The following is a 13,244-nucleotide window of genomic DNA, read 5'->3' on the forward strand; positions in this document are numbered from 1 at the left end:
AAAAGGAGCGATTCATGTGCAAAAAAGGCTACAAGAAATGAAAGAAGCGGCACTTTCGCAGCTTACAGATGTAAACGACGCGCAGCAGCTTCAAGATCTCAAAGTAAAATACCTCGGGAAAAAAGGGGAATTGACCGAGATTCTCCGCGGAATGGGCAGCCTTACACCGGAAGAGCGACCAGTTGTGGGTCAAATCGTCAATGAAGTGCGCGCTGCGATTGAAGAAGCGTTTGGCGCGAAGCAAGGGGAATTCGAGAAAGCGGAAGTAGCGCGTAAACTGGCGTCTCAACAAATTGATGTGACCCTGCCAGGACGTCATGTGCCAACTGGAACCATGCACCCGTTGACTCGCATTATTGAAGAACTGGAAGATATTTTTATCGGAATGGGCTTCGAGGTTGCCGAGGGACCAGAAGTGGAGATGGATTACTTCAACTTCGAAATGCTGAACCTGCCGAAGGATCACCCTGCCCGCGACATGCAGGATTCCTTTTACGTAACCGATGAAATTCTGATGCGTACCCATACATCTCCTGTGCAAGCGCGTACCATGCTGGCTAAACAAGGCGAAACCCCAGTTAAAATCATCTGCCCTGGAAAAGTGTACCGTCGCGATGATGACGATGCGACTCACTCCCACCAGTTCACCCAAATTGAGGGTCTTGTCATCGGCAAAGGCATCGGCATGAGCGATCTGAAAGGGACTTTGCTTACATTTGCCCGTCAAATGTTCGGCGAAAACCAACAAATTCGTCTGCGCCCAAGCTTCTTCCCATTCACCGAGCCAAGCGCAGAGGTAGATATTCAGTGTGTCATGTGTCATGGAGAAGGCTGCCGTACCTGTAAGCAAACAGGCTGGATCGAGATTCTGGGTTCCGGAATGGTTCACCCTCGCGTACTGGAGATGGCCGGCTATGATCCAAATGAAGTGAGCGGATTCGCTTTTGGTATGGGAGTCGAGCGGATTGCCATGCTGAAGTACGGAATTGAAGATATTCGTCATTTCTACACCAACGATGTGCGTTTCTTACGCCAATTCAATCGGAGATAAGGAGGAGTCATACAGATGAAGGTTTCATATCATTGGCTTTCGGAGTACGTTGATTTAACAGGGATTACCCCGCATGAGTTAGCGGAGAAGTTGACCCGATCAGGAATTGAAGTGGAGACCGTTGAATCTCGCAATGCGGGTGTCTCCAAAATAGTGGTGGGATATGTCAAGGAACGTTCCAAACACCCTGACGCGGATCGTCTTAGCGTATGTATCATTGACGCAGGTCAAGAAGAAGACCTGCAAATCGTCTGTGGCGCGCAAAACGTGGCTCAAGGCCAAAAGGTGCCAGTCGCGATGATCGGAGCGAAGCTTCCAGGCGATTTCAACATCAAGCGCTCCAAGCTTCGTGGCGTAGAGTCCCAAGGGATGATTTGCTCAGCAAAGGAATTGGGTCTTAATGATAAGCTGCTCGGCAAAGACCAACAGGAAGGCATTCTCGTTTTGCCGGAAGACGCTGAAATTGGTATGGACGCCGTAGCGTATCTGGGTATGGATGACTATGTGCTGGAACTGGGTCTTACCCCGAACCGTTCGGATTGCTTGAGCATGTTGGGTGTGGCGTATGAAGTTGCGGCGATTCTTGGCCGAGAAGTCATTTTTCCAAAAGTGGAGCTTGTAGAGAACGGGGAAGCAAATCCGGTTCAAGTCACCATCGAAGCGCCAGAACACTGCTATCAGTATGCGGGTCGTCATTTTACCAATGTGAAAATCGGCACTTCTCCGCAATGGCTGAAGAACCGACTGATGGCTGCTGGCGTACGTCCGATTAACAATGTGGTGGACATCACCAACTACGTGATGCTTGAGTATGGTCAACCGTTGCACGCTTTTGATGCGACGAAGGTTCAAGATCGTTCGATTGTCGTTCGTTTGGCTTCTGACGGTGAGAAGCTGGTTACGCTTGATGATCAGGAACGTGAATTGGATGCTCAAACGCTTGTGATTGCTGACCCAGCCAAAGGTCTAGCGATTGCTGGGATCATGGGAGGCGCTAATTCCGAGATTACAGATGGCACTTCTGAAATCATTCTGGAGTCCGCTTATTTCACTCCTCAATCCATTCGTCGTTCTGCTCGTAATCTGCAAATGCGTACGGAAGGCTGCGCTCGTTGGGAAAAAGGTGTGGACCAATCCCGTGTTACGCCGGCAGGTGAACGCGCGGCCGCACTGATCCAACAATTAGCAGGGGCGACTGTATCCAAAGGAATTGCCAGCGCCAAAGTTCAGGAAAAACAACCTGTGACCGTCAATTTAAGCATAGAGAAATGCAACTTGCATCTGGGTACCGCGCTTACTGTTCAGGAAATTTCTTCAATCTTTGACCGTTTGGGTTTTGCGTATCAGTTGGATAACAACACATGGCATGTAACCGTTCCGACTCGTCGTGGAGATATTACGTTGCCAGAAGATTTGATTGAAGAAGTGGCCCGCTTGTATGGCTATGATAATATTCCAACGACTCTCCCAGGTGGGGAAACCACACAAGGCAGCCTTACCCGTGATCAATCCATCCGTCGTTCGATTCGTCACTTCTTGATTGGTTTGGGATTGCAAGAAGCGGTTTCTTACTCACTGGTTGATCCTGCTCACACCAACGATGTAGCTGGACTGCACCAAGGGAATATGCGTGAGATTGCTCTCGCCATGCCGATGAGTGAAGAACACAGCGTGCTTAGAACCAACCTGCTGCCAAGTCTGTTGAATGTGGCGACTTATAACAAAAATCGCCAAAACCATGACCTGGCTCTGTTCGAAGTAGGGAATGTATTCCTGAGCGAAGAAGAGAAGCTGACTAAGCTGCCGGAAGAGAAATACTATCTGGCTGCGTTGATCAGCGGAAACTGGGCGCATCAGAACTGGATGGGCGTGAAACAACCAGTTGATTTCTATCTTTTGAAGGGAATTCTTGAAGCGCTGCTGAACCGCTTGGGAGTGGGTGCCGGATCGTTTGAGGCAACAACGGAGCGCGTAGGAATGCACCCAGGGCGTACCGCCAATGTGCTTGTGAATGGCGAAGTGATTGGCTACATCGGTCAATTACATCCAACCGTTGAGAGCAGCTATGATCTGGATGAAACCTTTGTATTCCAGTTGGATGCATCCAAGCTCTACGCGTACGCGGCTGATCTCGAATTGTACTCCCCATTGCCGAAGTTCCCAGCGATCACGCGTGACCTGGCGTTCGTGGTAGACCGCTCTGTACCGGCTTCTACCTTGACCACCTTGATCCGCGAGCAAGCTGGAGAGTTATTGGAATCCCTGACCTTGTTCGATGTGTATATGGGTGAGCGAATTGCTTCCGACAAGAAGAGCATGGCCTTCTCCCTCGTGTTCCGCAACCAGGAGCGCACCTTGCAAGACGAAGAAGTGCAGCAAGCTACGGCTCGTGTGGTGCAAGCACTTGCTGAACAGACAGGCGCTGAGCTGCGCGGATAAGGCTTCGTTCGATGTAAGATTTCGCTTGAAATAAAGACTTAACACAACAAAGGCCTCCGAGTTTCTGGGGGTCTTTGTTTACATCTAGGAAAGTTTAATTACTTTACCATTGTAAAGTGATTAAATTTTCCTTTCGTTTGCGTAAGCCCCCTAAAGAAAAGATTTCGTCCGCTTGAATCTCATTTTAAGCGGACAGCAGATGCTACAAGCGAGCTTAAACAGAGTGAAAGGGACGAAGTCTTTTCTTAGTTTCGTCAAAGTTTTGAATAGGAAATTCTTGACGTATGATGTCATTTTAAGTAACCTAAAAAAGAATACTTAAGCAACAAAGTATCAAGGAGGAAGCCATAGTGCAAGGTGACGGGAAGAATCGCCTCGTAGTTGATATATACGGCCAACAGTATCGGCTTAGTGGTAAAGCAAGCGTCAACCACATGCGCATGGTGGCAGGTTACGTAGACGATAAAATGAATGAGATCGGTCAAGGAAACACTCGATTGGATACAGCCAAGATTGCCGTACTTGCTGCGGTGAACATTACCGACGAGTATTTTCGACTGCGTCAAGAATATGAGGAATTACTGAAGATTTTACAAGAGGATGCCAAAACCAAAGCGTGAATTGATACGACATACAAAAGTCTTCCATCGTAACGGATGTGAAGGCTTTTTTATTTTCTCATTACAGGTTTGAAGCGTGCGTCTTCAACCCGAAGTCAGTATAATGGGAAGATATGAGATCATCGTGCACATAAAGGGGGACGTGAGGGTATGACTGCAACAACCAGAGATCAACAAATAGAAGCGGCCAGAAGCTTAACGCTACCTGAAAAGGATCAAAAATTAGGGCGGATTTTACGCGAAATGGATAGAGTTTTGATTGCCTTTTCAGGCGGTGTGGATAGTACGTTTCTCTTGGCGAGAGCGGTTCAAGAGCTGGGAGATCGGGCGATTGCCGTAACGGCGGCATCAGAGACGTTCCCAACGCGGGAATTTGAAGCAGCGAAGCATCTGGCGAAGCAGATCAAGGCGAAATGGTTTGCGACAGAGATTCGCGAGATGGAGAACCCCAACTTTGTTTCCAATCCGACGAACCGATGCTTTTACTGTAAAGACGGATTATATGAACACTTAGGAGAAATGGCTCTGCATAATGACTGGAATGCTGTCCTCTGTGATGGAGCTAACATGGATGATTTAGGAGATTATCGCCCGGGACGTATGGCTGCTCAGGAGCGTGGTGTACGCAGTCCTTTGCAAGAAGCGGGGCTCTTTAAGGAGGAGCTTCGCCAGCTGTCCAAAGAACTTGGGCTGCCAACGTGGAATAAGCCTTCCTTTGCCTGTCTCTCTTCCAGAATCCCGTATGGATCACCGATTACCTTGGAGAAAATTGATCAAGTCGACAAAGCGGAAGGCTTCCTGATGAGTTTAGGCTTCTATCAAATTCGCGTCCGTCATCATGATCAGATCGCCCGAATCGAGGTCATGCCGGATGACTTCTCTCGGGTTTTGGAGAATCACAGCAAGATTGCCCAGGCCTTGCAAGAGATTGGCTTTACCTATGTCACGCTTGACCTCGGCGGATATCAAACAGGCAGTATGAATGCGGTGCTGGGTGCTGCTGAGAAGGAGACATACGGTGGAGCTTAAGACCATTCTTGAACAAGTGCAAGCTGGAACGATCAGCGTAGAACAGGCACAAAGAATATTGGGCTCTTCGGCGTGTCTGGATTATGCACATCTAGATTTTGATCGGGAGAGGCGAACAGGTTTTCCTGAAGTGATCTATGCAGAGGGCAAGTCAACGGAACAGTTGCTTGGCATATTTCGCGCCCTGCAAATGCGGCAAACCACTGTACTCGCCACCAGAGTGTCCAAGGAACAAGCAGAGGCTTTACTCCAAGAGGGGATCGATTTTACGTATCATGAAGACGCGAGAGTCGCCATATGGAGCAAGGAGCCGCTCCAACCTGTGCGCCAAGGCTACGTGGCAATTGTAGCAGCTGGTACTTCTGATTGGCAGGTGGCTCAGGAAGCTGCCTGGACTGTTCGTTGCATGGGAAGTGAAGCTCGCGTCATTGTGGATGTGGGGGTAGCGGGAATTCATCGATTGTTTAGCCGACTGGAGGAGATCAGGGCTGCCGCCGTCATCATTACGGTTGCCGGTATGGAGGGTGCGCTTGCGAGTGTGGTCGCCGGCTTGGTTGATAAACCTGTCATTGCAGTTCCAACCAGTGTCGGTTATGGAGCCAATTTCAAGGGAGTATCCGCCCTTTTAACCATGCTGAACTCTTGCGCAAATGGAATTGCCGTTGTAAATATTGATAACGGATTTGGAGCCGGCTATATGGCAGGCCTCATTCACCGCCAAATTGAATCACAAGCCTAAACAAAAACCAGTCGAACACTTTCGAGGTCACTTCAGATCTCTTAAGTGTTATAGACTGGTTTTTGTTCAATTTAGTCATTAAGTTTCCTGTCTGTTTCCAGCATCTCCATTACGGATGTCCATATGAGTTTTGATTGGAATGAACAAGTCAACGATCCCAATCACTAAAGAAGCGAGCAAGGCGCCAAGAACGGTTACGCGGAACCCGGAGACAATAAATTGTGTTAGGTAGATGACCAAGGCACTAACCAGGAATCCGACAATTCCGCGGTTATAAGGAGAGAGGCGGTGTCCAAGCATGGCTTCAATTGCCCATCCAATCACCGCGATTACAACAGCCGCGAATAAGGCCGTCCAGAAACTGCTTACCGAAAAGCCGGGAACTAACCACCCAACTACCATTAATACAATCGCAGCTACAACAAAGCGAATGACGTGTCTTACAATTGTCATGTTGAAATTCTCCTTTCATTGAGGTAGCTTGGTTTCATTGTGCCTAACTCTGCATGAGAGTATACATCGTGTTATAATAAGGAAATGAACTTCAGAAGGAGGCTTCTTTTAGTGGAGCAACGGGTTTTGAAAACATTAGAGTACTACAAGATCATTGATCTCTTAACGGATAAAGCAACTTCAACCGCTGGCAAGATAAAGGCTCGTGAGCTTACCCCGCACACTACCTTGGAAGAGGTACGCTATGCGCAACGTGGTACAGAAGAAGCCAGTACAGTCCTTCGTTTAAAAGGAAGCGCTCCTCTAGGCGGAATTCGTGATATCCAAAGCGCAATTCAACGGGCCCGATTAGGCTCGATGCTGGGTCCGATGGAATTACTGGATATTGCGAGCACGACCTTTGCTGGGAGACGACTAAAGACATTTTTATCGGAGCTAACAGAAGAGCACGGCTTGACGATTCTTCAGAGCCACTGTGATCAAATAGAAGGTTTGCGTGATTTAGAAAGCGAAATCAAGCGCTGTATTGATGAGAATGGGGAGATCATGGATAGCGCTAGTCTGGAGCTTCGACAAATTCGTCAGGAAATCCGAAGTCTGGAATCCCGAATCCGTGAGAAACTGGAGCAGATGACTCGCTCAAGCTCCTACCAAAAGATGCTGATGGAAAACATTATCACCATTCGCTCTGATCGGTACGTCATTCCGGTGAAGCAGGAGTATCGTCACGTATTTGGAGGGATTGTCCACGATCAATCCGCGTCTGGAGCGACGCTGTTTATTGAACCGGAAGTGATCGTCTCCATGAACAATAAGCTGCGTGAAGTCCGCTTGAAGGAAGAGCGGGAAGTAGAGAAAATCCTGTATCAGCTGACGGAGGGTGTCGCCCAGAATGTGGAGCCGCTGCTTTTGAACGTAGAACAGCTGGCTGAGCTAGATTTTCTTTTTGCCAAAGCGCAATTGGCCTATAGTATGAAAGCAACCCGACCGATCCTCAACGACCGTGGATATATTCGGATGAAGAAAGCCCGTCATCCATTAATTTCTCTCGATGTCGTTGTACCAATTGATGTAGAGCTAGGCGCCAATTATACGGCGATTGTGATTACAGGCCCGAACACAGGTGGTAAAACCGTAACCATCAAGACAATTGGATTGCTCTCGCTCATGGCGATGTCGGGATTGCACGTTCCCGCTGAAGAGGAGAGCGAACTTGCAGTATTCTCCAGCGTCTTTGCCGATATCGGCGACGAGCAATCCATTGAGCAAAGCCTATCCACTTTCTCCAGCCATTTAACCAATATCATCGGCATTTTGAAAAGCATGGATGAGCAAAGTCTCGTTCTGTTCGACGAGCTCGGAGCGGGTACTGACCCGACGGAAGGCGCCGCACTGGCGATGTCGATTCTTGATCATGTCATCTCCCGTGGAGCGCGATTGGTCGCAACCACCCACTACAGTGAATTAAAGGCATATGCTTATGATCGTCCAGATGTCATCAACGCCAGCGTAGAGTTTGACGTGCAAACCTTGAGACCGACCTATCGCTTGTTAATTGGCGTACCGGGACGCTCCAACGCGTTTGCGATTGCCGCTCGTCTTGGTTTGCCGCAAGAGATTATTCAGGTGGCCAAAGGCTCAATCTCTGAGGAAGAAAACCAGGTGGAGACCATGATTGCTTCGTTGGAACGCAATACCAAATCCGCCGAGAACGCGCGTCAAGAGGCGGAGCAATTGCGCAAGGAAGCGGATGAACTTCGCCGTCTGCTGGAAGAAGAGCGCAACCAGTTTGCCTTGGAGAAGAACAGTCTGATTGAAAAGGCAGAAGAAGAAGCGCGGATTGCAGTCCAGTTAGCGAAGGAAGAAGCGGACACAATTATTCGCGAGTTGCGCAAGATGCGCGCCGAAGGAGTCGAAATCAAGGAACACCGTTTGATCGACGCCAAAAAGCGCCTGGGAGACGCCGTACTGGAACTGGATAAGGAAAAAGTGAAGAAGCCAGCCAAAGCCGTTCGCGCGACACAGATCAAAGTGGGAGACGAAGTGATGGTCAACAGCTTCGGGCAGAAGGGAACAGTTCTGGAGATGATCACAGACAAAGAATTCCTGGTCCAAATCGGAATTATGAAGATGAAGGTCAAACGCGACGATATGAATGTCGTGAAGGCTTCCGCGCCCCCAAAACCTGCTGTCCAATACACAGCGGTCAAAACGAGACAGAACAACGTCAAGCTGGAGCTTGATTTGCGAGGCTACAACGTAGAGGACGGGATTGCCGAGATCGACCGTTATCTGGATGAAGTGCTGCTCGCGGGATTCCATTCTGTCTCCATTATCCACGGACACGGGACGGGAGTGCTGCGCAAAGGGGTTCATGAATTTTTGCGTGGGCATCGAAACGTCAAGTCATTCCGACTGGGCGGACAAGGAGAAGGTGGCGTCGGAGCGACCATTGTCGAACTGCGATAGAGGAGGGGAGTTAGCATGGAACAATTATTAAGTAACCCCTATTTTGCCACAACGGCTTATTTTGCCGTAACGGGTCTGGCGATGCTTTTATTTCTGACCATTTTTGAACTGGTGACCAGATATCGTGTGTGGGAAGAAGTAAAGCGCGGCAATATGGCAGTGGCGATGGCGACTGGTGGTAAAATCTTTGGGATTGCCAACATCTTTCGCTTCTCCATTGAGCAGCACGACAAGATCGGTCAAGCGCTGATCTGGGGGACGCTTGGGTTTGCCTTGCTTCTCACCAGCTATTTTATATTTGAATTCTTGACGCCCAGTATTAACGTAGATGAAGAGATCGCCAAAGATAATCGGGCGGTTGGACTTACGGCCATGATGATTTCCATTGGGTTTTCGTACGTGGTGGGAGCTAGTTTGACTTTGTAAGAGGAGAGACGTTCGTATAGAGACACCCTTTTCCAGTGTGGAGAAGGGTTTTTTCTTATGTCTCAAATAAAATTTCCAAAACGAAACTAAACATTCTGTATGACGTAATATATGATTAGTAAAAAAAGTAAGGGGTGTATAGTTTTGGGATTATTCAATTGGTTTCGGGAAAATGTAACAGGGCAGAAAATTTGTCCGATCGAGCACCTTCAAAGCTATAAGCGTCTGGGAGAACAGGTGTATGAGCTTCACGTGGAGCTTACCGAATGTGAGAATCCACGAGCTTTAGCCTTTTTACAAGCAGCCAAAAGTCTTCAAACCATGGCGGATGCCTTGCTTGGCGATGCTTTTTCCGGAATCGATGGAAAACCGAATGCAGTTCCCATCATCACTCATGATCAAGCGGATGTATGGTACGGTCTCATTCCGGATTTAATCATTGCGGCAAGACAAGAAGCTTCTTTTCAAGGATCATCCAATTTAGCTTTGCCCATTCAGCTGGGAACCCAAATGGAGGGACCGAGTCCTTGTCCTGTAGAGCATTTGGCAGGACTTCGACGTGCAGCGGCAGGGATGGAAGAAATGGTTCAGGTTGATATCCAAATCGCTCGAACAAAAGGTGAAGAATATAAGGCCGCCATTTTGCTTTATGAAGAAGCGAGAACTCGGAAACAATCCGGTGACGCGATCGTAGGGATACTCTCTGAAGGACGACGAGTTTCGGAGGAGACGCATGAGGATGCGGAACAGCAATATTGGAAGGCGCTCTCCAGCTATATGTTAGTGGCACAAGGGTTAAAAGGGTCTGACATATTAAAGAAGGAGAATACGCTAAACCGAAAAACCTGTAAGCTGGATTCCAAGAATATCTGGAAAGTAACCTCGCAAATAGCTAAATCGGAAGTTAAGCGTGCAGGAGAATGGGAGCAGGCGGAGGAGGACTTGACCGAACATTGGGAACAGTACATCATGAGGGAAGATGACCGTACATACGAAACGACTGTGGAAGAATTACTCCAAGCAGGAAAAATAAAAGAAACTTCTTATTGGTATTGTTGTCCTTTTCCATCGGTTTATCAGGTGATCAAAACTCCTGTGGTAATTTTGGGTCAAGAGATTCCATTGCATCATTATTTTGTGTATGAGTATGGTGACGATGGTGCCCCTGCACGCTTCATCACCAACAAGGAATTTGGAACCGCCGACGAGCGAAAATACTGCGATGACTAAAGGCAGGTTTATAAGATGGGGCTAATCCAGATGTTAAAGCATCTATTGGGAGGAAGTTCAAATAACGTGACGGATCCAGAACGAGCTTTGAATCTTTACATGGAGGAAGCTTCTGAACGGTTGCGTGAATTTATGGTCATCGTGAACCAAAGCGAATCCAAATGTCTATCGAATAAAGAGCGAATGAATGGAATGCAGTATCAAATCGAGCGTTTACGCCAGGATGCAGAGCAAGCTGCCATGCAGAAGGATCAAGAGAAGGCGAGAAAACTGCTGGAGCAAGCTGCCGAATTCACGCAACAACTCGAGGAACAGAAAAGGAATTCTTCAACAGAAGAAGAAACGCTAAGGAAGTTGAAAGAGGAATTTCAATTCAAGAAGGCCAAGCTGGATTTAGCGAAAGAGAGACAACAAGACCTCATCACAAGAGGGAAAAACGCCATCATCCAACGAGACATGAATAAGGCGTTAAGCAAGATAGAACAAGATTGTGAATCAGTAGAAAAGGTGAAGCAAGAGGTATTTTTGTCAGAAGCCCAAGCTGAACTATCCCGTTCTTTGGATGATGAAATAGTAGAGTTGATGAGAAGAAGCAATCGGAAATAGTTGGTCAGTATTGAAGAATGAATTAATAAATGGAAGAAGCGCCGGTTCATGGCGCTTTTATTTTATTATGTGTTAACTTAAGTATATAATCAGGTTAACGAAAAATCAGATATATACAAACCATAGAAGGGTGATTCTGTTGGAAAAAGTCATTTTACGAGGGCATCATTTACTTTGTGTGCACGGGTTTAAAGGGATGGGCTACAGTCCCGAGTTCGTAGTAAAAATGGCTGAAATTGTCGAGAACATTCGCAATCCCAAGAAGGATTTCACCATTCAGGTCGTTCGCGGCTTTGATGATACGTGTTGGGTGTGCCCTAATCAGGGAGAGACAAGATGCGAGGCTGATCCTCAATCGGAGGAACACGTTCAGTTTTTGGACCAGAATGTCATCACACACTTAGGGCTTCAAGCTGGAGAAGAATATCCCAAATCCTATCTGGTATCCTTGACCCGCCAAAAAGTTGCTCCCGATGATCTCGACCACTTGTGCCAAGGGTGTTCGTGGCTAGCTCAAGGGGTATGCAAGGAAGGGATTCAGCTGCTAAAAGGCAAATGAAAATTGTGAACGATTCTCCCCTACCTTTTTTGTACAAAGACGAGTATAATAATGCTTTGAATTGGTCCATTTGGGGACAATCCATTGTGTTGCCGTAAGGAGGACGTACCTTGGAAACACTTTACAAGGTGCTTTTTGCAGCAGGTATCTTGTTTGTTGCGGCCGGTTTGGTGTATGTAATGTACTTTTTGCCTCAGGCTCCATCAACACCAGCGACAACGCCACATTCAACGAGCTATCTGCCAATGAGTAAGATATAGATTAGTTCTTGTGAAAAGAGGAGATAAATATGACTCAACCAGTTCGTGTAGCTGTTATCGGTCTTGGCTTTGTAGGCTTGCCTCTCGCGCTTACCTATGCGATGAAGGGTGCGCAAGTTATCGGGATTGATGCATTGCCAAGTCTTATAGATGAAATTAACGCGGCTCATTCTCATCACCTGGAAAGCTACCAAGGCAAAATGCTTGCGCAAATTCTGAAAGAACAGATCGAAGCAGGCCGTTTCAAGGGAACCACCTCCTACGAGGAAGCGGCACAGGTAGTGAACAACTACATCGTGACAGTGGGACTCCCTGTGTCTAATGGAGATCCGATTCTGCAGCCGTTAAAAAACTGCGCGCATACACTTGGTTCAGTACTGAAAAAAGGCGACACTGTGATGATTCGCAGCACAGTTGTTCCTGGCACAACACAGGAAGTGATCCAACCGATTTTGGAAGAAGTAAGCGGACTGAAAGCCGGAGAAGATTTCTATCTGACCTACTGTTCTGAGCGTATTGCGGAAGGACGAGCTTTTGAAGAGTTTATTCACATGCCGCTTGTATTGGGTGGAGTAAATGAAGCTAGCGCGATGAAAGGGAAAGAATTGCTCTCGTTCATCAGTGAAACGGATATTACCATCTCCGATATTCGCGTGGTGGAAACCTCCAAGGTGATCGAGAATATCCAGCGTGACGTCAACATTGCAATGGTGCAGGAGTTTGCTCGTTTTGCCGAAACGTTTGGCATTGATACCTTTGAATTGATCAAAGTAGCCAACACTCACAAACGTGTGAATCTGTTGACTCCGGGTCCTGGTGTAGGCGGTTTCTGTTTGCCAAACGCGCTGTACTACCTCCAGCCTAAAGCAAACGAACTGGGTGTTTCGTTAAGCCTGTTGCAAACCGCGCGTCGTATCAATGATGATGTGCCAAATGTCCTGACGGATATGTTGGAAGAGGCGTTGAAGGCATCTGGCAAAAGCCTGGTTGGCTCCCGTGTAGCCGTACTTGGCTTGGCGATGAAAGACTTCTCCAACGACGATCGCGTAAGCCCTGTGCATGATTTGATCAAGATCTTGCAAGGACGCGGAGTAGAGGTTGTCTCCTACGATCCAGCCGTGCCAAGCATATACACGCACAAGGTTGATTCCCTCGAGGCAGCGGTTAAAGGTGCGGATGCTCTATTCTTAACTGCGCTTCAACAAGAGTTTGCCGAAGTGAATTGGAATGAAGTAGCAGCATTAATGAACCAATCTCCTGTTTTGTTTGATACCAAAAACCGCATTCCGCGCGACGTGGATGCCCAAGTGAAAGTCGTTCGCGTATAAAATAAAAGTGAAGAAGCTTCAATTCCTTTCAATGA

The 13,244-nt window shown here is 47.7% G+C and carries 13 protein-coding genes; 12 read left to right on the forward strand and 1 reads right to left on the reverse strand.

Annotation, left to right across the window (positions count from 1 at the left end):
• Positions 1-16 precede the first annotated feature (16 nt).
• The 5 genes from pheS (at position 17) to larB (ending at position 5,878) form a co-directional block, all read left to right on the forward strand.
• A complete protein-coding gene (pheS, locus tag ACQCN2_RS01685) occupies positions 17-1,051 on the forward strand; it encodes a phenylalanine--tRNA ligase subunit alpha (RefSeq protein ID WP_426927148.1) in 1,035 nt (344 codons plus the stop codon).
• A gap of 15 nt (positions 1,052-1,066) precedes the next feature.
• Entirely contained in the window at positions 1,067-3,490 is a 2,424-nt protein-coding gene (gene pheT / locus ACQCN2_RS01690) for a phenylalanine--tRNA ligase subunit beta (RefSeq protein WP_426927149.1), read from the forward strand.
• 350 nt (positions 3,491-3,840) lie between these two features.
• Entirely contained in the window at positions 3,841-4,110 is a 270-nt protein-coding gene (zapA, locus tag ACQCN2_RS01695) for a cell division protein ZapA (protein WP_426927150.1), read from the forward strand.
• 150 nt (positions 4,111-4,260) lie between these two features.
• Positions 4,261-5,139, forward strand: coding sequence for an ATP-dependent sacrificial sulfur transferase LarE (gene larE, locus ACQCN2_RS01700; protein WP_426927151.1), 879 nt, complete (start codon positions 4,261-4,263; stop codon positions 5,137-5,139).
• Positions 5,093-5,878 carry a nickel pincer cofactor biosynthesis protein LarB gene (gene larB / locus ACQCN2_RS01705; protein ID WP_426927152.1) on the forward strand — a complete coding sequence of 262 codons (786 nt, stop codon included), beginning with the start codon at positions 5,093-5,095 and terminating at the stop codon, positions 5,876-5,878. The genes larE and larB overlap by 47 nt, the downstream gene beginning before the upstream one ends.
• Positions 5,879-5,956: 78 nt before the next feature.
• Here larB and ACQCN2_RS01710 read toward each other — a convergent pair whose 3' ends face one another.
• Positions 5,957-6,331 carry a phage holin family protein gene (locus ACQCN2_RS01710; RefSeq protein ID WP_426927153.1) on the reverse strand — a complete coding sequence of 125 codons (375 nt, stop codon included), beginning with the start codon at positions 6,329-6,331 and terminating at the stop codon, positions 5,957-5,959.
• A 111-nt stretch (positions 6,332-6,442) separates the two neighbouring features.
• Between ACQCN2_RS01710 and ACQCN2_RS01715 the strand changes: the two genes are divergently transcribed.
• The 7 genes from ACQCN2_RS01715 to ACQCN2_RS01745 all read left to right on the forward strand — a co-directional run bounded on the left by ACQCN2_RS01715 (position 6,443) and on the right by ACQCN2_RS01745 (position 13,209).
• Entirely contained in the window at positions 6,443-8,800 is a 2,358-nt protein-coding gene (locus ACQCN2_RS01715) for an endonuclease MutS2 (protein WP_426927154.1), read from the forward strand.
• Between the two features lie 15 nt (positions 8,801-8,815).
• Entirely contained in the window at positions 8,816-9,226 is a 411-nt protein-coding gene (locus ACQCN2_RS01720) for a DUF350 domain-containing protein (RefSeq protein WP_426927155.1), read from the forward strand.
• A gap of 144 nt (positions 9,227-9,370) precedes the next feature.
• Positions 9,371-10,456, forward strand: a complete 1,086-nt coding sequence (locus ACQCN2_RS01725) for a hypothetical protein (RefSeq protein WP_426927156.1) — start codon at positions 9,371-9,373, stop codon at positions 10,454-10,456.
• A 30-nt stretch (positions 10,457-10,486) separates the two neighbouring features.
• Positions 10,487-11,062 carry a PspA/IM30 family protein gene (locus tag ACQCN2_RS01730; RefSeq protein ID WP_426927157.1) on the forward strand — a complete coding sequence of 192 codons (576 nt, stop codon included), beginning with the start codon at positions 10,487-10,489 and terminating at the stop codon, positions 11,060-11,062.
• 139 nt (positions 11,063-11,201) lie between these two features.
• Entirely contained in the window at positions 11,202-11,621 is a 420-nt protein-coding gene (locus ACQCN2_RS01735; protein ID WP_426927158.1) for a DUF1284 domain-containing protein, read from the forward strand.
• Between the two features lie 110 nt (positions 11,622-11,731).
• On the forward strand, positions 11,732-11,881 hold the full coding sequence (locus ACQCN2_RS01740) for a hypothetical protein (RefSeq protein ID WP_426927159.1): 150 nt from the start codon (positions 11,732-11,734) through the stop codon (positions 11,879-11,881).
• 29 nt (positions 11,882-11,910) lie between these two features.
• The gene (locus ACQCN2_RS01745) at positions 11,911-13,209 is read left to right on the forward strand and encodes a nucleotide sugar dehydrogenase (RefSeq protein WP_426927160.1); all 1,299 of its coding nucleotides are present in this window, start codon (positions 11,911-11,913) and stop codon (positions 13,207-13,209) included.
• The last annotated feature ends 35 nt before the right edge of the window (positions 13,210-13,244 follow it).

It is taken from the genome of Brevibacillus ginsengisoli, from assembly GCF_050113715.1.
Classification (GTDB): Bacteria; Bacillota; Bacilli; order Brevibacillales; family Brevibacillaceae; genus Brevibacillus_H; species Brevibacillus_H ginsengisoli.